Annotated in this window: 19 protein-coding genes; 10 read left to right on the top strand and 9 right to left on the bottom strand. The window is 67.2% G+C overall.

Annotated elements, in window-relative coordinates; all coding sequences use genetic code 11:
• Positions 1 to 112: 112 nt before the first annotated feature.
• The 4 genes from ACE3Q6_RS02795 to ACE3Q6_RS02780 all read right to left on the bottom strand — a co-directional run bounded on the left by ACE3Q6_RS02795 (position 113) and on the right by ACE3Q6_RS02780 (position 3,298).
• Positions 113 to 1,096, bottom strand: coding sequence for a Gfo/Idh/MocA family protein (locus ACE3Q6_RS02795; protein WP_374428174.1), 984 nt, complete (start codon positions 1,094 to 1,096; stop codon positions 113 to 115).
• A gap of 45 nt (positions 1,097 to 1,141) precedes the next feature.
• Positions 1,142 to 1,765 (bottom strand): methyltransferase domain-containing protein, encoded by a 624-nt coding sequence (locus ACE3Q6_RS02790; RefSeq protein ID WP_374428170.1) that lies wholly within the window; start codon positions 1,763 to 1,765, stop codon positions 1,142 to 1,144.
• An 86-nt stretch (positions 1,766 to 1,851) separates the two neighbouring features.
• The gene (pssA, locus tag ACE3Q6_RS02785) at positions 1,852 to 2,604 is read right to left on the bottom strand and encodes a CDP-diacylglycerol--serine O-phosphatidyltransferase (protein ID WP_374428166.1); all 753 of its coding nucleotides are present in this window, start codon (positions 2,602 to 2,604) and stop codon (positions 1,852 to 1,854) included.
• A gap of 1 nt (position 2,605) precedes the next feature.
• Complete coding sequence (locus ACE3Q6_RS02780) at positions 2,606 to 3,298, bottom strand: phosphatidylserine decarboxylase (protein WP_374428162.1); 693 nt, start codon at positions 3,296 to 3,298, stop codon at positions 2,606 to 2,608.
• Positions 3,299 to 3,467: 169 nt separating this feature from the next.
• Here ACE3Q6_RS02780 and ACE3Q6_RS02775 point away from each other — a divergent pair, with 169 nt between their 5' ends.
• The gene (locus ACE3Q6_RS02775) at positions 3,468 to 5,180 is read left to right on the top strand and encodes an aconitase X (protein ID WP_374428158.1); all 1,713 of its coding nucleotides are present in this window, start codon (positions 3,468 to 3,470) and stop codon (positions 5,178 to 5,180) included.
• Between the two features lie 77 nt (positions 5,181 to 5,257).
• On the opposite strand, the gene rpoH is transcribed toward ACE3Q6_RS02775, so the two are convergent.
• Positions 5,258 to 6,154 carry an RNA polymerase sigma factor RpoH gene (rpoH, locus tag ACE3Q6_RS02770; protein ID WP_374428154.1) on the bottom strand — a complete coding sequence of 299 codons (897 nt, stop codon included), beginning with the start codon at positions 6,152 to 6,154 and terminating at the stop codon, positions 5,258 to 5,260.
• A 183-nt stretch (positions 6,155 to 6,337) separates the two neighbouring features.
• Entirely contained in the window at positions 6,338 to 8,314 is a 1,977-nt protein-coding gene (locus ACE3Q6_RS02765; protein ID WP_374428150.1) for a potassium transporter Kup, read from the bottom strand.
• A 330-nt stretch (positions 8,315 to 8,644) separates the two neighbouring features.
• Here ACE3Q6_RS02765 and ACE3Q6_RS02760 point away from each other — a divergent pair, with 330 nt between their 5' ends.
• Entirely contained in the window at positions 8,645 to 9,175 is a 531-nt protein-coding gene (locus ACE3Q6_RS02760) for a DUF4189 domain-containing protein (protein WP_374428146.1), read from the top strand.
• Between the two features lie 649 nt (positions 9,176 to 9,824).
• On the opposite strand, the gene ACE3Q6_RS02755 is transcribed toward ACE3Q6_RS02760, so the two are convergent.
• From ACE3Q6_RS02755 to ACE3Q6_RS02745, 3 genes are all read right to left on the bottom strand, one after another.
• On the bottom strand, positions 9,825 to 10,283 hold the full coding sequence (locus tag ACE3Q6_RS02755) for a GNAT family N-acetyltransferase (RefSeq protein WP_374428143.1): 459 nt from the start codon (positions 10,281 to 10,283) through the stop codon (positions 9,825 to 9,827).
• 4 nt (positions 10,284 to 10,287) lie between these two features.
• The gene (locus ACE3Q6_RS02750; RefSeq protein WP_374428138.1) at positions 10,288 to 10,545 is read right to left on the bottom strand and encodes a YjhX family toxin; all 258 of its coding nucleotides are present in this window, start codon (positions 10,543 to 10,545) and stop codon (positions 10,288 to 10,290) included.
• A 340-nt stretch (positions 10,546 to 10,885) separates the two neighbouring features.
• Positions 10,886 to 11,926: an RluA family pseudouridine synthase gene (locus ACE3Q6_RS02745; RefSeq protein ID WP_374428134.1), complete on the bottom strand. Its 1,041-nt coding sequence runs from the start codon at positions 11,924 to 11,926 to the stop codon at positions 10,886 to 10,888.
• Between ACE3Q6_RS02745 and ACE3Q6_RS02740 the strand changes: the two genes are divergently transcribed.
• From ACE3Q6_RS02740 to ACE3Q6_RS02705, 8 genes are all read left to right on the top strand, one after another.
• Positions 11,925 to 12,257 (top strand): DUF6476 family protein, encoded by a 333-nt coding sequence (locus ACE3Q6_RS02740; protein WP_374428130.1) that lies wholly within the window; start codon positions 11,925 to 11,927, stop codon positions 12,255 to 12,257. The genes ACE3Q6_RS02745 and ACE3Q6_RS02740 overlap by 2 nt on opposite strands.
• Positions 12,258 to 12,339: 82 nt before the next feature.
• Positions 12,340 to 13,998, top strand: a complete 1,659-nt coding sequence (locus tag ACE3Q6_RS02735) for an ATP-binding protein (RefSeq protein ID WP_374428126.1) — start codon at positions 12,340 to 12,342, stop codon at positions 13,996 to 13,998.
• Positions 13,999 to 14,082: 84 nt separating this feature from the next.
• Positions 14,083 to 15,519 (top strand): amidase, encoded by a 1,437-nt coding sequence (locus ACE3Q6_RS02730; RefSeq protein WP_374428122.1) that lies wholly within the window; start codon positions 14,083 to 14,085, stop codon positions 15,517 to 15,519.
• A gap of 76 nt (positions 15,520 to 15,595) precedes the next feature.
• A complete protein-coding gene (locus ACE3Q6_RS02725) occupies positions 15,596 to 16,657 on the top strand; it encodes an ABC transporter ATP-binding protein (RefSeq protein WP_374428118.1) in 1,062 nt (353 codons plus the stop codon).
• Between the two features lies 1 nt (position 16,658).
• Positions 16,659 to 17,573 carry an ABC transporter permease gene (locus ACE3Q6_RS02720; protein ID WP_374428115.1) on the top strand — a complete coding sequence of 305 codons (915 nt, stop codon included), beginning with the start codon at positions 16,659 to 16,661 and terminating at the stop codon, positions 17,571 to 17,573.
• Positions 17,566 to 18,369, top strand: coding sequence for an ABC transporter permease (locus ACE3Q6_RS02715; protein WP_374428111.1), 804 nt, complete (start codon positions 17,566 to 17,568; stop codon positions 18,367 to 18,369). Before ACE3Q6_RS02720 ends, ACE3Q6_RS02715 begins: the two co-directional genes overlap by 8 nt.
• Before the next feature lie 18 nt (positions 18,370 to 18,387).
• Positions 18,388 to 19,416 (top strand): extracellular solute-binding protein, encoded by a 1,029-nt coding sequence (locus tag ACE3Q6_RS02710; RefSeq protein ID WP_374428107.1) that lies wholly within the window; start codon positions 18,388 to 18,390, stop codon positions 19,414 to 19,416.
• A 68-nt stretch (positions 19,417 to 19,484) separates the two neighbouring features.
• Complete coding sequence (locus ACE3Q6_RS02705) at positions 19,485 to 20,912, top strand: amidase (protein WP_374428103.1); 1,428 nt, start codon at positions 19,485 to 19,487, stop codon at positions 20,910 to 20,912.
• Positions 20,913 to 20,917 lie beyond the last annotated feature (5 nt).

Here is a 20,917-nt window from a genome sequence, read left to right as displayed (position 1 = left end):
GGCGTGGAGCGGCCCGGGAAAACCCCCGGGACACTCCTCGTTCGACTTCGTCTACTCGTCGTGAACCGCCGGCCCCAAGCGAGGAGCGCCGAAGGCGACGACGAGCGGCGCGTCAGATCTCGACCGCCACGTCGTAGACCCGGTCCATCATCGCCTGGGTGCCCTTCACGAACTCCAGCGGGCAGGGATAGGCGGCTCCCGTCCGCACTGACCGAGAGAACGCCTCGACCTGCAGCTTGTAGTGGTTCGCGGTCGGGAAGCGCTCCACCGTCACGCGGTTGCCGTTCTGGTGCAGTTCCACCTCGGCCAGGTCGTTGACGTTGGCGTTGAAGGGCCCGCCCTCCAGCCGGATCATCCCCTTGGTGCCCTGGAAGGTCGCGACCTGCCGGTTGTACATCCGCATCGAGGTCATCGAGCCATAGGTGAACCGGCCCCGCGGCCCCTCCATCGTGGCGGCGACCTGGGCGAAGGTATCCACGCCGTTGTCGCGGTGGATGCGGGCCGAGATGTCGACGGGCTCTGCCCCGGTCACGAAGCGCATCGAGCCGAAGGTGTAGACGCCGATGTCGCGCAAGCTGCCGCCGCCGGTTTCCGGCTTCATGCGGATGTTGCCGAAATCGGTCAGGTTGAAGCTGAAGGCCACGTCGGCGTGCACGAGGTCGCCGATCTCACCGGCCTCGAACCACTCCTTCGCGCGCTGCCACTGGGGATGGTGGACGATCATGTAGGCCTCGGCCGCGAGGAGGCCCGACTTGTCCCGCGCCGCGATGATCCGGTCGATCTCGCTGGCCTTCATGGCGATGGGCTTTTCGGTCAGGACATGCTTTCCCGCCGCCAGGCACTTCAGCGTCCATTCCACGTGCAGGTGGTTCGGCAGCGGGATGTAGACCGCATCGACCCCCGGATCGGCCAGCAGCGCATCGTAGCTCCCATGCACGGTCAGCGAGGGGCAGAAGGCCTGAAACCCCTCGGCCTTCGACGCGTCCGAGGTCGCCAGCGCCACAAGCTCTGCCCCCTCGGCGGCATGGATCGCCGGGGCCATATGTTCCCGCGCAAACCGCGCCGCACCCAACACACCCCATCTCACCGGCTTCATGTGATCCTCCCGCAAAGCACCCGCGCCACTAGGTCAGGTTTTGCGCTAACCTTCAACCCGCCGGAAGCGCAGGAAGGTCATCAGGCCGAAGGGTTTCACCTGCCGTTGCTCCTCCAGCCGCAGGCCCGGATGACCCATGACCCGGTCGATGGCAAAGTCCGAATGCCAACCCAGAAGGTTCGCCAAGGGCGCCGCGAGCCGTTCGGCAATCGCCCAGCCCTCGGCCGCGCGGCCTGCGAAATGGTTGCCGATCATCACCGACCCGCCGGGGCGGACGACGCGCGCCATCTCGGCCAGGACCCTTTCCGGCTCGGGCACCACGGACATGATGTGCATGGCGGCCACGTGGTCGAAGCTGGCATCCGGGAAGGCCAGTTCCCGCGCGTCCATCTGGTGGAGGCCTGCAAGGTTCTTCAGCCGACCCTTCTGCGCCTTCAGCTCCGCCTCGCGCAGCATCTCGGCCGAGAGGTCCACGCCGGTCACCCGCACATGCGGCGCGTAGTAATCCAGCGCCAGCCCCGTGCCGATCCCCACCTCCAGCACCGAACCGCCCTGGGCATTCACATGCTCGGCCGCCAGAAGACGTCCCCCTTGCGTGATCCGCCCGAAGGTCAGGTCATAGACCGGGGCCCAGCGGCGATAGGACTTCTGGATGGCCTCTACTTGCATGCATATGATTCCCTTGGAATTTCCGGAACGGCGACAGTGCCGCCCCATCCGGGGAATGCAAGGAAAACTGCAACCGGCGCGGGAAATCAGCCGACGCGGGGCTTCTGCAGGCTGCGCAGGCCCAGCCACAGGACTCCGGCCAGATAGGCCAGGCACAGCGTCAGAAGCGTCGTCCAGGGATAGGTCAGCAGCGCCGCCACGACGACCACCGCCCCGACCAGAAGATACCGCGCGTAGTCGGTGGCGATGGTGATCCGCTTCAGGGACGGCGTCCGCACCCGGCTGATCATCAGCGCGCCGATCCCGACCATCCAGCCCGCGACCAGCACCGGCGGCAGATGCAGCACCCCGTCCGTCGCGAAGGACAGGTAAAGCGGCGACAGCACCAGCAGCGCCCCGGCGGGCGAGGGCACGCCGATGAAGCTCGTCTTCTCCGCCGCCTCGCCGACCGCCGCCTTCGACCCCACATTGAACCGCGCCAGCCGCAGCATGCAGCAGACCGCATAGACCAGGACCGCGATCCAGCCCAGGCTCGTCTCGGGGCGCAGGCCCCACATGTACAGGATCAGCGCCGGGGTCACGCCGAAGTTGACGAAGTCGCACAGGGAGTCGAGCTCGGCCCCGATGGCGCTTTCCGACTTCAGCATCCGCGCCAGCCGCCCGTCCAGTCCGTCCAGTGCCGCCGCGACGCCAATCAGCAGGACGGCCAGCGTGAAGTTGCCCGCGATGCCATAGCGGATCGCGGTGAGGCCCGAACAAAGCGCCAGGATCGACACCAGGTTCGGCAGAAGCTTCAGGACCAGAAGCTGGGACGGCGCATCGTCGGGCTTGCGGGCCATGTCACTCGATCCGGGCGGCGCGGGCCGGGGCGTCCTGGCCGATGAAGGCGATCACGCTTTCGCCTGCGACCATCGTCTGGCCCAGCGCGACCTGCGGCTGCACACCCTCGGGCAGATAGACGTCCAGGCGGCTTCCGAAGCGGATCAGGCCGAAGCGTTCCCCCGTCCGCACCCCGTCGCCCGGCTTCTTCCAGCACATGATCCGCCGCGCGACCAACCCCGCGATCTGCACCACGGCGATCTTGCGGCCGTCCTGCATCTCGATGGCCAGCGCGTTGCGCTCATTCTCCTCGGACGCCTTGTCGAGCGAGGCGTTGAAGAACTTGCCGGGCCGATAGGCGACGGCGGTGATCTTTCCCGCGATGGGCGCGCGGTTCACGTGGCAGTTGAAGACCGACATGAAGACGCTGACCCGCACCAGCGCCTCGGGCCCCATCCCCAGCTCGGCCGGGGGCACCGCGCGTTCGATCAGGCTGACCACCCCGTCGGCCGGGCTGACCAGCAGCCCCGCATTCTCGGGCACCGCGCGCTTGGGGTCGCGGAAGAAGTAGTAGCACCAGACCGTCAGGCCCAGGCCCAGCCAGCCCAGCGGCTCCCAGATCCAGAAGAGGACCAGGCTTACGGCCGCAAAGACGGGAACGAATTTCCACCCCTCGGGGTGCATCGGCTTCAGGAAAGTGTCGATCATGCGCATGGGCGCTTCCCTACCCCCGCAGACCCCAAGGATCAAATGAAACCTGCGTGGACGCTGGCCAAGGGGCCCGACCCCGCCGATGATTTTCCCGCCTCGGGCCGTCATGCATTTCCATCCGCGAATTTCCAAGCAACTATCCCCGCGGATCGGCAAGGGGACACGCAGCGACATGGAGCTGAACGGCAAGGCACTCCTTTCAGGTCAGGCGGCGGGCGCCGTCCTTCACGCCGATGTCGGGCTCAGCTTCATGGGTGGCGTCGACGCGGGCTCCGGCATGGTCCTCGACCACCACCACCCCCTGCATGGCCAATCCGTCGCCGGCAAGATCCTCGCCATTCCCAGCGGCCGCGGGTCCTGCTCGGGCAGCCTCGTCCTTTTCGAACTTCTGATGAACGGCCACGCCCCCGCGGCGCTGGTCTTCTGCCGGTCCGAGACGATCCTTACCCTCGGAGTCCTGATCGCGGCCGAGCTTTTTGACCGGGGCATCCCCGTGCTGATGCTGGACGATGCCGACTTCGCGGCGCTGGCAAGCTTCGACTTCGCTCGGGTCGAAGGCGGGTCTCTGACGTCTTGCACCGACGACCCTGGCACGGTTGCCCATGCCCCCATGCCCGCCCTGGACCTTACCGACTTCGACCTGACCGCCCGCGACGAGGCGATGCTGACCGGGTCCGAGGGCGAGGCCGCCGAGCTTGCCATGCGGATCATCCTGCATACGGCCCGCCTCTCGGGCGCGCGGAGCCTGGTCGACGTGGACATGGCGCATATCGACGGGTGCTTCTACCAGGGGCCGGCGGGCCTTCGCTTCATCCGTCGGCTGGTGGAGCTTGGCGGCAGGGTCAAGGTTCCCGCGACGATGAACGCGATCTGCGTCGACCGGAAAGAGTGGCGCTCGCAGGGCGTGGCCGAGGCGCTTGGCCTGCCCTCCGACGACCTTGCCGACGCCTATGTCGCGATGGGCGTGGCCCCCAGCTACACCTGCGCGCCCTACCTTCTGGATCCCGCGCCGAAACCCGGCCAGAACATTGCCTGGGGAGAGTCAAATGCCGTGGTCTTCGCGAACTCGGTCCTCTCGGCCAGGACGCTGAAATACCCCGACTACCTGGACATCCTCGTCGCCCTGACCGGGCGCGCCCCGGCAAGCGACTGCTACCTGGACGAACACCGCCGCCCGAAGCTGCGCATCGACCTTCCGGCGTTGCAGGGCCTTGATGACGCGTTCTTTCCCACCCTGGGCTATCTGGTCGGCAAGTTGTCCCCGAACGAGGTGCCGATCATCTGCGGGCTGGAAAGGGCGAAGGTCAGCCACGACGACCTGAAGGCTTTCGGCGCGGCCTTTGCCACGACCTCCGCCGCCGCGATGTTCCATATCCGCGGCATCACGCCCGAAGCCCTCGACCCCGACCTGACCGGCCTTCCGGCCATCGCCCTGTCCCATGCCGATCTGGCCGCGACCTGGGACGAGCTGAACACGGCAACGACGCCCGAAGTGGATCTGGTCTCCCTCGGCAACCCGCATTTTTCGCTGACCGAAATCAGGGCGCTGGCCCGGCTCTGCTTGGGGCGCAGGAAGCACCCCGACGTGGCGCTGGTCGTCACCTGCGGGCGCGAGGTGATGGAACAGGCACGCTCGGCGGGATTGGTGGATCAGGTACGCGCCTTCGGTGGCCAGTTCCTGAACGACACCTGCTGGTGCTTCATCGGCGCGCCGATCGTTTCAGGGTCTTTCCGGGCGATCGCGACCAACTCGGGCAAATACGCCCATTACGGTCCGGCGGCTGTGGGGAAACCCTTCCACTTCGCAAGCCTCGCCACCTGTGTCGAAGCTGCGGCGACAGGGGCGATGCCGAAGGACCAGCCGGTCTGGTTGAACCCGGTCTAAGACCGGGCAGGCCCGGTCCTAGGGACCCCGGACCGGGATCCAAGGTCCCGCTCCGGGTTCATGGACTTGAAGCCCGGTCAGGCCGGGATCGCCATGCCCTTGCCCTTGGCAAGTTCGCGCATCTTGGCCTGCAGCTTCTCGAAGGCGCGGACCTCGATCTGGCGAATGCGCTCGCGGCTGACGCCGTAGCTTTCCGACAGTTCCTCCAGCGTGACCGGGTCTTCCGACAGCCGACGCTGCATGAGCACGTCCTTCTCGCGGTCGTTCAGGACCGACATCGCTTGGACCAGAAGCGCGCGGCGGGCGTCAAGCTCGTCCTTTTCCTCATAGGCCTCGGCCTGGTCGGAGTCTTCATCCTCCAGCCAGTCCTGCCACTGGGTCGCGCTTTCGCCATCCGAACCCACGGTCGCGTTCAACGACGCGTCCGAGCCCGAAAGGCGGCGGTTCATGTCGATGACCTCTTCCTCGGTCACCGACAGGTCCTTGGCGATCTGGGCCACGTTCTCGGGGCGCAGGTCCCCTTCCTCCAGCGCGCCGACCTTGGCCTTGGCCTTGCGCAGGTTGAAGAACAGCTTCTTCTGCGCGCTGGTCGTGCCCAGCTTCACCAGGCTCCAGGACCGCAGTATGTATTCCTGGATCGAGGCGCGGATCCACCACATGGCATAGGTCGCCAGCCGGAAGCCCTTTTCCGGGTCAAAGCGCTTCACGGCCTGCATCAGGCCCACGTTCGCCTCGCTGATGACTTCGGCCTGCGGCAGACCATAGCCGCGATAGCCCATCGCGATCTTGGCGGCCAGGCGCAGGTGGCTCGTGACCAGCTGGTGCGCGGCGCCTGCGTCCTGGTGGTCGACCCAGCGCTTGGCCAGCATGTATTCCTGTTCCGGCTCCAGAAGCGGGAACTTCCGGATTTCCTGGAGATAGCGGTTCAAGCCCTGTTCGGGACTTGGCGCGGGAAGGTTCGTGTAGGTGCTCATCTCGCCCCCTCATCTGCCCGGTGCGTCAGCGCCCCCGGGAATGCGATAACCTAAAGTAACCGTCACTCCCATGCAAGGGTTCCCTAGCACCCAACGTTTAACGTCAGGTGTAGGTCCGTCCGTCGGTCGCAAAGGATCATGTCAAGCACCTCACGGGAATGTCAGGGGCGCTGACCCATCCCGTCAGATCGCCACCCGTTCGCCCAGCTCGACCACCCGGTCGCGCGGGAGGTGGTAGAAGTCCGTGGGATCCGCCGCCATCCGGCTCAGCGCGACGTAGATCCGGTCCATCACCAGTTCCACCCCCGTCCCCGTCGCCACCGCCCGCCTGCGCCCCAGGAAGAAGGTCGAGGCCATCACGTCGAACTTCAACCCCGCCGCCCGGGCATGGGCCATCGCGCGGCTGACGTTGGGTGTCTCCATGAAGCCGAACCGCAGGATCAGGCGGACGAAGCAGCCCCCCAGCGGCTCCACCGTCGCACGCTCCTCGGCCGTGGCATAGGGCACCCGCAGCGTTTCCACCGTCAGAAGCACCGTCTGCTCATGCAGCACCCGGTTGTGCTTGATGTTGTGCAGAAGGGCCGAGGGCACGATCCCCGGATCGCCGGTCAGGAAGAAGGCCGTCCCCGGGATCACGTTGACGCTCGACCCCCGCATCATCCGCACGAAACTGTCGGTCGAGATCGCCAGCTTCGCCACCCGCGCCCGCACCGCCTGCGTTCCGCGCCACCAGGCCCACATCAGCATCGCCACCACCGCCGCGACAGTGACCGGCACATAGCCCCCGTCAAAGAACTTCAGCGCGTTCGAGGCGAAGAAGGTGCTTTCCACCATCAGGACCGGCGAGACGATCAGCAGGCTGACCGCCAGCGGCACTTTCAGCACACGCCACAGGAAGAGCGCCGCCAGCAGCGTCTCCAGCACCATGCTCCCCGTGACCGAGATGCCATAGGCCGAAGCCAGCGCCGAGGAGGACCCGAAGGACAGGACCAGCCAGATCACCCCGAACAGGAGAAGCCAGTTGATCGCCCCGATGTAGATCTGCCCGCTTTGCCCCTCGGCCGTGTGCAGCATCCGCAACCGCGGCAGGAAGCCCAGCTGGATCGCGCCCCGCGCCATGGAGAACGCCCCGGTGATCACCGCCTGGCTGGCGATGACCGTGGCCGCCGTCGCCAGCACGACCAGCGCCGGAAGCAGGGCCTCGGGCGCCAGCGCAAAGAACGATTCCCCGGCCAGATGCGGGTCCGTCAGCACCATCGCGCCCTGGCCCAGATAGTTCAGCACCAGCGCCGGCAGCACCAGGGCGAACCAGGCGATGGTGATCGGCCTCCGCCCGAAATGGCCAAGGTCGGCATAAAGCGCCTCGCCCCCCGTCACCGCCAGGAAGATCGCCCCCAGCACCACGAAGGCCACCCCCGGATGGTTGATCAGGAAGCCGACCCCCCAGGCCGGGTTGAACGAGGCGAGCACGAACGGCCCCTCGGCGATATGCGCCAGCCCGAGCCCCCCCAGCGTCAGGAACCAAAGGACGCAGATCGGCCCGAACAGCCGCGCCACGCTTGCCGTGCCCTGCCGCTGCACCATGAAAAGCGCCATCAGGATGCCCAGCGTCACCGGGATCACGAAGGGCGTCATCGCGGGCAGGACCAGCTCCAGCCCCTCCACCGCCGACAGCACCGAAATCGCCGGCGTGATCGTCGCATCCCCCGCAAACAGGGCCGCGCCCGCCAGGGCCAGCAACAGGACCGGCACCGACCGCTTCCCCGCCGCCAGCCGCACCAGCGTGTACAAGGACAGGATGCCCCCCTCGCCCCGGTTGTCGGCGCGCAGAAGGAAGAAGACATACTTCACCGTCACGATCAGGATCAGCGTCCAGATCAAGAGCGACAGGATGCCCAGCACCTCGGACGCCCCGGGGCTGACCGCGCCGGTCGCCCGGATCGCCTCGCGGAAGGCATAGATCGGCGAGGTGCCGATATCGCCATAGACCACCCCCACCGCCCCCAGCGTCAACGCGGCCAGCCCCTCCCGATGCGACTCGTCGGTGTGGATGTCATCGGGATCGGCCTCGGACTTGAGGTAATCGGCGATGTCCAGGGCCTCTTCATCGAACAGAGGCAAAGCGGGCTGGACGCCCCGCGGAATCGGGTCGTGGATCATGGCTCACCCCTTGGGTGTGGCTCCGACTGATTGTGAGGGTTGGATTGCGAATCCGGCAGTCCGTCAGGTCGCCAACAGGCGAAGGGCGGGTCCGGTTCCCCCCTGGCAGGAGGGGTGCGCGATGGCTCCGATGCCGTTACCGACTCATGGCCGGCGTTGCGTAAGGCATACGCCGATAACGGACGCGTGACAATATGCTGCAACTGCACAAAGACCGCATGTCTCGCGCGGGCGGAGCGGAAGCCGGATCTTGGATAAGGATTTCCGGTCCTTACAGATCGGCGACTTCCCGCTAGGACTTGGTCGGATGTCCCGATCCAGAGGTTGCCGATGCTCCGCTCCGCCCTGCCCTTTGCGCTTCTCGCCCTGACTCCGACGTCCTCGCTTGCCTACTACCCCTGCAACGGCCCCGGCCCGGGCGAGGTCCTGATCGGCGTCGATCCGGGCGGCAATGGCGTCGCACCCACGCCCCTGTGCGAATATGTCGGTGAAGGCGGCGGTGGCGGCGGCGATCCCGGCGGCTACTGGGTCGACCAGTTCGCCACGCTTGTCTGGGGCACTGACCAGAACGGCGGCCCGACCTATTCCTGGTATGCCAATGCCGCCTCCCAGGCCGAGGCCGACAACGGCGCGCTCGCCCAATGCCAGGCGTCGGGCTTTTCCGACTGCCGGATCGCGATGGGCGTCACCAACGGCGCCATCGCGGTGGTGATCGACAAGAGCGGGTCAATGCACACCGACTGGGGCGAGGACGCGCGCCAGGCCAAGAAGAAGGCCCTGCGCTTCTGCAAGAAACAGGGCGGCAAGGGCTGCAAGGTCGAGAAGGTCCTGGAAAGCCCCGCTGCCTGGGTCAGCTACTGACGCGGGTGGCCGGGGAAGACGGCCCCCAGGCCCTTCTCTTCCCCCAGTATCCCCGCCAGAGGCAGCGCCGCCTGTCCCAGGCACCGCCGCCCCGCACCGCGTCCCCTCTCCCCGGCGGGGGAGAGGGTCAGGGTGAGGGGGAGCGACGCCAGGCCACGGAGGCACGACCTGCACCACGGCGCCCCCGTCCCACTACCCAACAAGCGCTTTCCCAGACATCCCCGCCAGAGCCTCCACCGCCGCCCAAAGCACCGCCCGCGCGCACCGCGTCCCCTCCCTTGGCGGGCAATAAGGTCAGAGTGAGGAGAGCAGCGCCGGGCAACCGGGGCACAGGCCCCGCACCGTCCCTCTCCCCTACAAGCGCTTTCCCTTCTCCAAATACGCCCGCCGGAGGCTCTACCGCCGCCCCAACGCACCGCCCGCGCGCACCGCGTCCCCTCCCCCGGCGAGAAAGAGGGCCAGGATGAGGGAGAGCTAGCCCGCCGAGACAACCGCCCGGACCATGCCGGCCCCGTCCCTCTCCCCGACAAGCGCTTTCCCTTCCCCAAATATCCCCGCCGGAGGCTCCACCGCCGCCCCAACGCACCGCCCGCGCGCACCGCGTCCCCTCTCCCCGGCGGGGGAGAGGGTCAGGGTGAGGGGGCGGTTGTCACCCGGAAAGCGGCTTGGCAAAGATCACCTTGTCGTCGCCCGCCTGGTAGTAGTCCAGGATGCGCGCCTCGCGCTGGAAACCGAGCTTGCGGTAGAACCGCCGCTGCCCGGCAAATCCCGGCACGCCCGAGGTCTCGACCAGCAACAGCCGTGCGCCCTTCTCGCGCAGGACGGCCTCCACCGCCGCGACCAGACGGCGGCCCAGTCCCTGCTTCTGCCGCACAGGGTCCACCGCCAGCAGCAGCAGGTTCCAGGTCCCGTCGGTCAGCCTCTCGGGCGCGGCGTAAGCAAGGCCCGCGCCCCCCTCCACGACCAGCCAAAGCTCATCCGCCCCCTCCAGATAGGGCGCGGCCATCTCGGCCAGCATTTCGGGCGGGAACAGGTCCACCGCCCCGATCAGCGCCTCGGCGGCCGCAAGGTCGTCCCGCCGCAGCGGTCGTATCGTCTCGTCTGTCATGCTCTTATCCCTGATTGTCGAGTTGCGCCCGCACGGACAGCCGCCCCAGCCGCGAGATGCGGTAAGGTCCTCCGCCTTCCGAGGCGATCAGCCGCTTGCGCCGCAGGCGCTGGAAGACGCCCAGCGTGCAGTCGGCCAGGATGAAGCCGTCGCGGGTGACGCAAAGGATCTCCTCGATCCGCTTTCCGCTCCGCGAATGGTCGATGCGCCCGCCAAGGGCGAGGACGTGCAGCACCCGCTGCTCGATCCGTGAGATGTTCATTGGGAAGTCCGAAGTCTGTAGCCATGCCGGACCGGACGCAGGCGATCGCGCTGCGTCGGTCGTTCATGTCATCCTTGGGCCCCGGTCAGGGGGCGGATGACGTCAGCAGGTGGCTACAGTCTCGGACATGAATGCACTCCATTGGCCGCGCTCGGCCAGTGCGGTTCCCATTATAGCGGGCCCAAATCCCTTGCGTAAGGGATTTGACAAATTTCTTCCTCAAGAAATTTGGCCTCTGAAACCCGTGCCGCGCGAAGGTTTCCAATTCCCTAACGCCCGCGACCAAGTTATTGAAATTGCAGAACCATCAGCGTTTGTCCACCGTGGACAGGTTTCCCGCTCACCCCGCGCGCAAGGCCTCGATCAGCCTCGCGATGTCTGCCGGCAGCGGCGAGGTGAACTCCAGCCGCTCCCCCGTCACCGGGTGGTCGAACCCCAGGCTCGCCGCGTGAAGGGCCTGCCGGGGAAAGCTGTTCCCGACCTCCGCCCCCTGCCCCAGTACCTTCTCCGACAGCCGCTTCTTGCCGCCATAGGTCTGGTCCCCCACCAACCCGTGCCCCGCATAGGCCAGGTGGACCCGGATCTGATGCGTCCGCCCGGTCTCCAGCCAGCAGTCCACCAGCGCCGCCTGCCCCCCGAACCCCTCCACCACCCGCGCCCGGGTGATCGCGTGGCGGCCCTCGTCCCAGACCACCGCCTGCCGCTGCCGGTCGGTCTTGTGGCGGGCAAGGTGCGTCGCGATCCGCAGGATGCCCCCCGCCTCGAAGCTGACCCCGCGCAGGCCCCGCAACCGCGGGTCCGCCGACGAGGGCACCCCATGCACCACCGCCAGGTAATGCCGGTTGACCGAGTGATCCTCGAACTGCCGCGCCAGCCCATGATGCGCCCGGTCGGACTTGGCCACCACGAGAAGCCCCGAGGTGTCCTTGTCGATCCGGTGCACGATCCCCGGCCGCCGCTCGCCCCCGATCCCCGACAGCGTGTCCCCGCAGTGGAAAAGGAGCGCATTCACCAGCGTCCCCGAAGGCGAGCCCGGCGCCGGATGGACGACCATCCCCGCGGGCTTGTCGATGACGATGAGGTCGGCATCCTCCCACACGACCGACAGGGGGATGTCCTCGGCCAGCGTCTCGACCGCGACCGCCGGGTCCAAGCGAAGCGTGTAGACCTCGCCCTCCACCACCTTCGCCTTCGGATCGGTCACCGCCACCCCGTCGCGGCTGACGGCCCTCTCGGCGATCATCCGCATCAGGCGCGACCGAGACAGCGCCGCTTCCTCTGGCACGGCGGCGGCAAGGGCCTTATCAAGGCGGGCGGGGGCATCCGGACCGATGGTGACGGCCAGCGTCCCGCCCTCATCGTCCTCGAAAGGCCCGTCCATGTCCGATCCAGTCACCCCCGACGCCCCCGATGCGGCCCTGCCGCCCAGCCTGCGGCTTCTGAAATGGCTGGTCATCCTGCTGACCCTGTCGATGATCGGGGCCGTCATAACCGTGGTCTGGCTGCTTGTCACCCGCATGCCGCACAGTCTCGCGGGCAGCGGACCCGACCTGCCCGAGAACCTGACCCTACCCGAGGGCGCCCGTCCAGCCGCCGTCACCTTCGGCGCTGGCTGGACCGCCGTCGTCACCACCGACGACCGCATTCTCATCTTCGACGCGAACGGTGTGTTGCGCCAGGAGGTGACAATTTCGCTACCGCCGGGGCCTTGACCTAGGCCACAGCCATCGCGCTACTGGTTGCGGCCGGCTTTCAACCCTGTGGTGCGCACGCGTGATGTTTCGCCTTTCTTCCTTGACCAAGGCCGACGGAGAGCGGCTGCGCGAGGAGCTTGGGCGTCAATACAGGATCCTGAGGGGCGAGGCCGTCGTGCGGCTTGTCCTCCTCGGCCTTGCCTACGCCGTCTGCGCCCAATTCGTGTCCCCCTGGCTGATGGGCCTGCTGTTCCTGGTCGAACTGGTTGGTGAAGGGGTCTCGCAGCGCCTGCTGAAGGGGTTGGATCCGGTCCGCTCACCCACCCGCTACCGCCTCTTTCTGCTGAGCCTCGTTCCGATGGAGGCGGGGCTGATCACGGCCGCCGGTTCGGTCTGGATGCAGGACGACCCTTATGCGAAGTCAATCGCGATCGGGATGGTGATGGGGGCACTTCTGCACCTGTGCTCGGTACGGTCGATCCACCTTCCCCTCGGGATCGTCGGAATGACCACCGTGGCCCTGGTCACGGCAGCCATCAACACGGTCTACTGGATCCAGGAAGGCAGCTGGCTGGGGTTTGCGGTGTCAACGCTGGTCGCCACGGTCGCGATCGGCTATGCCGCGACGGTGATGGTGTCGAACCATTGGCTCCACCGTGCCGGGGCCGAGGCCGCGACGGCCGCCAAGGCGGCAAACGTGGCGAAAGGACGCTTCCTGGCCCAGATCAGCCACGAGTTGCGCACCCCGCTCAATGCCGTGATCGGGCTGGTCGAGATCGAGGCGGCCAACGCAGCGGGAACCTCGCGGCAACGCTTGCGGACGGTCGCGACATCGGCGCGGGACCTGGCGGTGATGCTGGATGACGCCGTCGACTATTCAGCCCTGACCGAAGGGCGCGTGGCGGTCACGCCGCGTCCGGTCGCGCTGCGGCCCGAACTTTCGGCAAGCCTCCTGGTGTTCGAGCTGCAGGCCCGTAACCAGGGCCGCACGCTCAGCGTGGGAATCGAGCGCGAGGTGCCCGCCGTGGTGATGGTCGACAGCCAGCGGGTGCGGCAATGCCTGGGGAACCTGATCGGCAACGCTCTGAAGCATACGTCGCGCGGGCCAGTCACCGTCTCGGTCCGTTACCAGCGCGGTCGGCTGGTGATCGACGTGGCCGATCAGGGCAAGGGCATCCCGCCCGACTTGCACGAGCGGGTGTTCGAGCCCTTCTTCCGCGGCAAGGGCGAGGCGCCCGGCGTGGGCCTTGGCCTGGCGATCAGCCGGGCCGTGGCGCGACAGATGGGCGGGGACCTCGTGCTGATGCCGGTGGCGCAGGGCACGACCTTCCGCCTGACGGTCGCGGCCCCCGAGGCAGAGGTCGCCGCAGACCCGCAGGGCGCGGCAGATTTCCGGGACAAGGTGATCCTTGTCGTCGACGACATCGCGACGAACCGCCTGGTGGCATCGCAGCTTCTGACGGCGGCAGGTGCGCGCACGGTCGAGGCCGCCAGCGGCCCCGAGGCTTTGGCGCGCCTGGAGCAAGGCGGAATCGACGCGGTCCTTCTTGACCTGATGATGCCCGGCATGGACGGACAAGAGACCCTGTTCCGTATCCGCGAGACGCATGGGCGGAAGGTCCGGGTCGTGGCGATGACCGCCGATGTCCTGTCGATCCGGCGCGACGATACCTTGCGCGAACGACTCGACGGGTTCCTGCCGAAACCGATCCTGCCCGAAACCCTGCGCGAGGTTCTGGCACAGGTGCTGCCACGCTGACGCATCCGGGCCGTCGATGTCGGTCGCGGACATGATCCGGCCAGCGCAAGGTCGCAGGCTGGGACGGTAAACACGGGGGATCACATGATCGGAGATCTGGGCGCGGCGGATGCAACCGCCCTGGCCGCACTTGTCGCAGCCGGCGAGGTGACGCCGACCGAGCTTCTGGACGCAGCGCTGGCTGCCGTCGAGGCGCGCAACCCGGCGCTGAACGCCGTCGTGCTGGTGCAGGAAGGCGTGGCGCGCAAGGCCATCGCCGATGGCCTGCCTCCGGGCCCCTTCCGCGGGGTTCCCTTCCTGATCAAGGACTTGGGTGCGGAGGCGAAGGATTTCCCCTCGCACAACGGCTCGCGTCTCTTTGCCAACACGGTCTATGGGCAGGACTCGGCGATCTATGCCCGGATACAGGCTACGGGCGTGGTGACCTTCGGGCGCACGACCTCGCCCGAGGGGGGCGTGGGGGCGGCGACCGAAGCGGCGGTCTACGGCGGGCCGACGCGGAACCCCTGGAACACCGATCACACGCCGGGCGGGTCCTCAGGCGGGGCGGGGGCGGCCGTGGCGGCGGGGATCGTGGCCTTTGCGCATGGGTCGGACGGGGGCGGGTCGGTGCGGATCCCGGCCTCTTCCTGCGGGCTCTTCGGCTTCAAGCCAACGCGGGCGCGGCTGCCGGACGGGCCCTATGCCGGCGAAGGCTGGGCCGGGATGGCGATCGACGGCTTTCTCACCCGGTCCGTCCGCGACACGGCGGTGATGCTTGACGCCTGCGAAGGCCCCGACCTTGGCGCGCCCTATGTGGCTCCGCCCCTGGACAGGGGGCACGCGGCGGCGATCAGTCGCCCGCCCCGGCGGCTGCGGGTGGCGATCTGCGACACCACCTTCACCGGCGCACCGATCCACCCCGAGGTCGCCGAGGCGGTGCGCAGCGCCGGACGGCTTCTGGAAAGCCTGGGCCACAGCGTCGAGCCGGCGCGGCCCAAGGCGGACGTAACCATGATGATGCGCGCCTGGACGGACATCGTGGGCGTGGGCACGGCGCTTTCGATCCGCTCGAAGCTTGGCGACCGCGCCCCCACGGCGGACGAGGTCGAGGGCGTGGGCCGAGGCGCCTGGGCCTATGCGCAGACGCTTCATCCGACGCGCTATCTGCAGGCGGTGGGCGAGATCCATGCCTTCGGGCGCCAGATGGCCGGGTTCTTCGACCAGGGGCCGGACATCCTGCTGTCGGCAACGCTTGCCGAGCCCCCTGCCAAGGTCGGCCGGTTCAACCATGAGACAGAGGATTACCTGGGTTACCGCGTCGGCCCGGACGGCATTTTCGCCTATTCGCCCTTCTGTGCCGTCTTCAACGCCTCGGGCCAGCCGGCGGCCAGCCTGCCCTTGGGATGGTCCGGCTCCGGCCTGCCCATCGGCATCCATCTCGCAGCCGCCTTCGGCCAGGACGAAACCCTGATCGCGCTTTGCGCAGAGATAGAGCGCGCGGCGCCATGGGCGGGTAAAAGAGCGCCGATGGCCGGGTAAGGGGAAGGAATCGCTTGTGGGGAAACAATTCTTCCGCCCAATATGATCAAACTTGGGGGATGAAGTGGGGGTCTCCGTGGCGGAAGAAGTGACCATCTCGGCCCGCAATGTCGTCAAGGCATTCGGGCAGGGCAGCGCCACCGTGCGGGCGCTGGACGATGTATCGGTGGACATCCGGCGCGGCGAGTTCTTCACGCTTCTGGGTCCGTCCGGCTGCGGCAAGACCACGCTTCTGCGCCTGATCGCGGGGTTCGAGATGCCGACCGACGGCACGATCCTGCTGGACGGGACGGACATCACCACCCTGCCCCCGAACCGCCGGCCGGTGAACACGGTGTTCCAAAGCTATGCGCTGTTTCCCCACCTGACAGTGGCCCAGAACATCGCCTTCGGGCTTGAAATGCTTGGCAAACCGGCGGCCGAGGTCAAGGCGCGCACGGCGCAGATGCTGGCGCTGGTGAAGCTGGAGGCGATGGCGGGCCGCAAGACAAGCCAGTTGTCGGGCGGCCAGCAGCAGCGGGTGGCGCTCGCCCGGGCTCTGGCGCCGCAGCCGAAGGTCCTTCTCCTGGACGAACCGCTCTCGGCGCTGGACCTGAAGCTGCGCAAGGAGATGCAGATCGAGCTGAAACGGCTGCAGCTCGAGACCGGCATCACCTTCATCTTCGTGACGCACGACCAGGAAGAAGCCCTGACCATGTCCGACCGCATCGCGGTGATGAGCGCGGGCAAGATCCAGCAGGTCGGAAGCGCCAAGGACATCTACATCCACCCGAAGAACCGCTTCGTCGCCAGCTTCATTGGAGAGACGAACTTCCTGACCGGCACGGCTGAAGCGGGCGCGCTGCGCCTGGGCACAGGCGAGCGGATCGAGGTCGAGGGCCTGCCGGCCGGCGGCTCGGCCACGGTCATCGTCCGGCCCGAGCAGCTGCGGCTAGGCGCGGCGGACCAAGGGCTTGCGGCGCGGGTGAAATCGCTGGTCTATTTCGGCACCGACACCCATTGCCACCTTGCCCTGGCCGATGGCACCGAGCTTGTCGCCCGCCTGCAGAACCCGGTCTCGGGCGAGGCCGGGCTGTCAGAGGGTCAGACGGTCGGCGTCACCTTCGCCAAGGGCGCCGTGCAACGGGTGGAGGACTGAGATGAGCCCCGCCGAGGAGAACGCCGTCAGGACCTCGGCCCGAAACGGCTGGCTTCTGTCCCTGCCCGCGCTGGTGGTCCTGGCCTTTGCCGCCGCCGGGCCCCTGCTGATCGTCGTCTGGTATTCCTTCCTGACGGCGAACGACACCGGCAACGTGATCCACGAATGGTCGCTGGACGGCTGGAAGGGCATCCTCTTCACCTACGACATCTTCGAGGAACGTTATGCGCTGGCCGACGCGCATCTGACGATCTTCTGGCGGTCGGTCTGGCTGTCCCTGACCACCACGGTCCTGACCTTCGTCATAGGTTTCCCCACCGCCTGGTTCATCGCGACGCGGCCCGCCGAGCAGCGCGCCATGTGGCTGTTCCTGATCACGATTCCCTTCTGGACCAACCTTCTGATCCGCACTTTCGCCATCAACGAGGTGATCCGGAACGAAGGCATCCTGAACACGCTTCTGATCTGGCTGGGCGTGATCGACGCGCCCTTGCAGATCAACTACACCGAAACCGCCGTGCTGATCGGGATGACCTATGTCTACCTGCCGCTGATGGTGCTGCCGCTCTACGCCACCATCGAGCGCTTCGACATGCGGCTCCTCGAAGCCTCTTACGACCTTTACGCCAGCCGCTGGCTGACCCTGCGCCGGGTGATCCTGCCCATCGTCAAACCGGGGATCATCGCCGGGTCGATCCTGGTCTTTGTCCCCTCGCTGGGCGCCTATGTGACGCCCCGCATTCTGGGCGGCGGCAAGAACATGATGATCGGCAACTTCATCGAACTGCAGTTCCTGCAAGGCAAGAACTGGCCCCTTGGCGCGGCGCTGTCGGTGGCGCTGCTGTTCATCGTGATGGCCGCGCTTCTGGTCTATGTGCGCGTCGCCAATCGTGACCGGGGGACCGGGCATGGCTGAGCGCGGCTTCCAGATCAACCGCCTGCCGGGCTTTGCCACGATCGCCATTGCGGCCTTCGTGCTGCTCTATCTGCCCATCGTCACCCTGGTTGCCTATTCCTTCAACGCCTCGAATTCCGTGGCGGTCTGGGGCGGCTTCTCGCTGCACTGGTATGTCGATGCCTGGGACAACGACGATGTGAAGGCCGCCACGATGCGGTCGCTGATCATCGGCGCTTCGGCGGCGGTGCTGTCCACGGCGTTGGCGACGATGGCGGCGCTTGGGACGACGCGTCGCAAGGCGTTCAAGGGTCAGACCTTCATCTATGTCGTCATCAACCAGCCTCTGATGGTGCCCGAGGTCGTCACGGCCGTCGCCCTGCTGATCTTCTTCGGGATCATCAAGGTCGCCACGGGATATCAGGGCCTTGGCTACCTGATCGCGGCGCATACCGCCTTCTGCATCCCCTTCGCCTACCTGCCGATCCGCGCGCGCCTGGAAAGCATGGACCTTGCGCTGGAAACGGCTGCGGCCGATCTTTACGCGACGCCTTGGCAGACCTTCCGCCGGGTGACCCTGCCCCTTCTCGCGCCGGGCATCATGGCGGGGGCCATGCTGGCCTTTGTCATCAGCCTGGATGACGTGGTGATTACCGAGTTCGTGAAGTCTGGCGGCCAGGACACGCTGCCCACCTACATGCTGGGCCAGCTTCGTCGGGCCTTCACGCCCGAGGTCAACGCGATCTCGACCATGCTTCTGGCAGTCACGGTGCTGCTTCTGACGCTCTTCTTCCTTCTGACGAGAAAGAAAGACTAACCAACTGGGAGACATCCAATGAAAAGACTTCTGTCTGCGACCGCGATGGTCCTGGCCTCGGCATCGCTTGCCTCGGCCGAGGGCGAGCTGCAGCTTTACAACTGGGGCAACTACACCAGCCCCGAACTGCTGGAGAAATTCGAGAAGGAGACGGGGATCAAGGTCACCGTCACCGACTATGACAGCAACGACGTGGCCCTCGCCAAGGTCGAGGCCGGTGGATCGGGCTTCGATCTGGTGGTGCCCTCGGCCAGCTATGTCCCGATCTGGGTCGAGAAGGGACTGGTGCAGGAGCTGGACCTGTCCAAGCTGCCGAACCACAAGAACATCGCCCCGGAATGGATGGATGTTCCATGGGACCAGGGCCGGAAATACTCGGTCCCGTGGCAGTGGGGCACGACCGGCATCGCGGTCAACACCAAGGTCTACAGCGGCGACATCAACACCTCGGCGGTGTTCCTGGAGGTTCCGCCGGAACTCGTCGGCAAGATCAACGTCGTGCCCGAGATGATCGACATCGTCAGCCTGGCCACGATGTATGTCGGCGGCGAGCCCTGCTCGACCGACCCCGAGGTGATGAAGAAGGCCCGCGACGCCCTGCTGGCCGCCAAGCCCAACTGGATCAGCATGGACTATGGCGCGACCGAGCGTCTTTCGAACGGCGACTGGGCGGCCAGCGTGAACTGGAACGGCTCGACCATGCGGGTGCGGCTGAACACCAACGGCGACGTGCAATACGGCTATCCCAAGGAAGGCTACCCGATCTTCATGGACTCGGTGATGCTCCTGAAAGATGCCCAGAACGTCGAGGAAGCCTACAAGTTCATGGACTTCATCATGGTCCCTGAAAACGCCGCGATGATCTCGGCCTTCGCCCGCTATGCCAACGGCATCGCGGGGTCGGAAGCCTTCATGCCGGAAGACATGAAGACCGCGCCCGAGGTGGTCGTGCCGGAAGAGCACAAGGCAGCGGGCGTGTTCCTGCCGACCTGCACCGGCAAGGGGCTGGAGTACATGACTGCGATCTGGACCGAACTGCAGAAGTAAGGTCCCGGCTGAAGCGTCGGAGCGGGGGGTTTCACACCCCCCGCCCCCCGTGGGATATTTGAGCAAAGATGAAAGCCATGCTGGAGTGGTCGCCGACCGAGCTTTCCGCGGCAATCCACGCGCGCAAGGTCGCCCCGTCCGAGGTGATGGCCGCCTGGCTGGCGCAGGTGGAAGCGATCAACCCTGCGGTCAACGCACTGGTGTCGCTGCGCGATCCCGACGCGCTGATGGCCGAGGCGCGGGCGCTGGATGACGTCCAACCGCATGGCTGGCTGCATGGCATCCCCTTCGGCGTCAAGGACCTGGTGGCGACGAAGGGCGTGCGGACGACCTGGGGCTCCCCCCTCTTTGCCGACCATGTGCCGGTGCGGGACGACCTGGTGGCGGCGCGGCTGCGGGCCAGTGGGGCGGTGATCGCGGGGAAGACCAACGTGCCCGAGTGGGGCCAGGGGTCGCACAGCTTCAACCCGGTCTTCGGCGTGACGCGCAATCCGTATGACCTGTCCCGCGGCGCCGGTGGGTCCTCGGGCGGGGCGGCGGCGGCGCTGGCCACCCGGATGGCCTGGGTCGCCGACGGCTCGGACATGATGGGATCGCTCAGGAACCCCGCCGCCTTCTGCAACGTCTACGGCTTCCGCCCGACCTGGGGCCTGGTGCCTCAGGACGCCGAGGGCGACAGCTATCTGTCGACGCTGTCCACCGAAGGCCCGATGGGCCGGAGCGTTGAGGATGTGGCGCGGCTGCTTCTGGTACTTGCGGGCGAAAACCCCGAGGTCCCCTTCCCCCGCGCCGTGCCGGATCTGGCGCTGGACCGTGATCTGCGCGGCTGCCGGATCGGCTGGCTGGGCGACTGGGGCGGGGCCTATGCGATGGAGCCGGGCATCCTGGACCTCTGCGAGGCCGCGCTGCGGCAGATGGAAGCGATGGGTGCGGTGGTGGAACCGCTTGCGCCCCCGTTCCCGGCCGAAAAGCTCTGGTCGTCCTGGGTCACCCTGCGCGCCATGCTGAACGCGGGCGGCAAGCGCGCGCTGGCCGAAGACCCGGCGAAGCGCGCCCAGACCAAGCCCGAGACGATCTGGGAGATCGAGCAGGGCCTGAGCCTGTCGGCCCAGTCGGTCTACGAGGCCAGCGTCATCCGCAGCCGGTGGCACGCCCATGCCGCACGGCTCTTCGACCGTTACGACGCCCTGGTCCTGCCCTCGGCCCAGGTCTGGCCCTTCCCGGTGGACTGGCGTTGGCCGGAAGAGATCGCAGGACGGAAGATGGACACCTACCACCGCTGGATGGAGGTGGTGATCCCCGCCAGCCTGATCGGCCTTCCCGCGCTGTCGGTGCCGGTGGGCTTCTCGGACCGGGGCCTGCCGATGGGGATGCAGGTCATCGGCCGGTCCGGCGGCGACATGGGCGTCCTGGGCATCGGTCAGGCCTGGCACCGGGCGACCGAATGGCCGCAACGCCGCCCGCCGCCGCTGGTGCAGGCAACGGCTTCGCGCTAAGCCTG

Origin of the sequence: Tabrizicola sp., from assembly GCF_041913445.1 — a bacterium.
Lineage (GTDB): Bacteria > Pseudomonadota > Alphaproteobacteria > Rhodobacterales > Rhodobacteraceae > Tabrizicola.
Note: the sequence above shows the minus strand (reverse complement) of the source record. Positions and strands in the feature narration are given on the sequence as shown.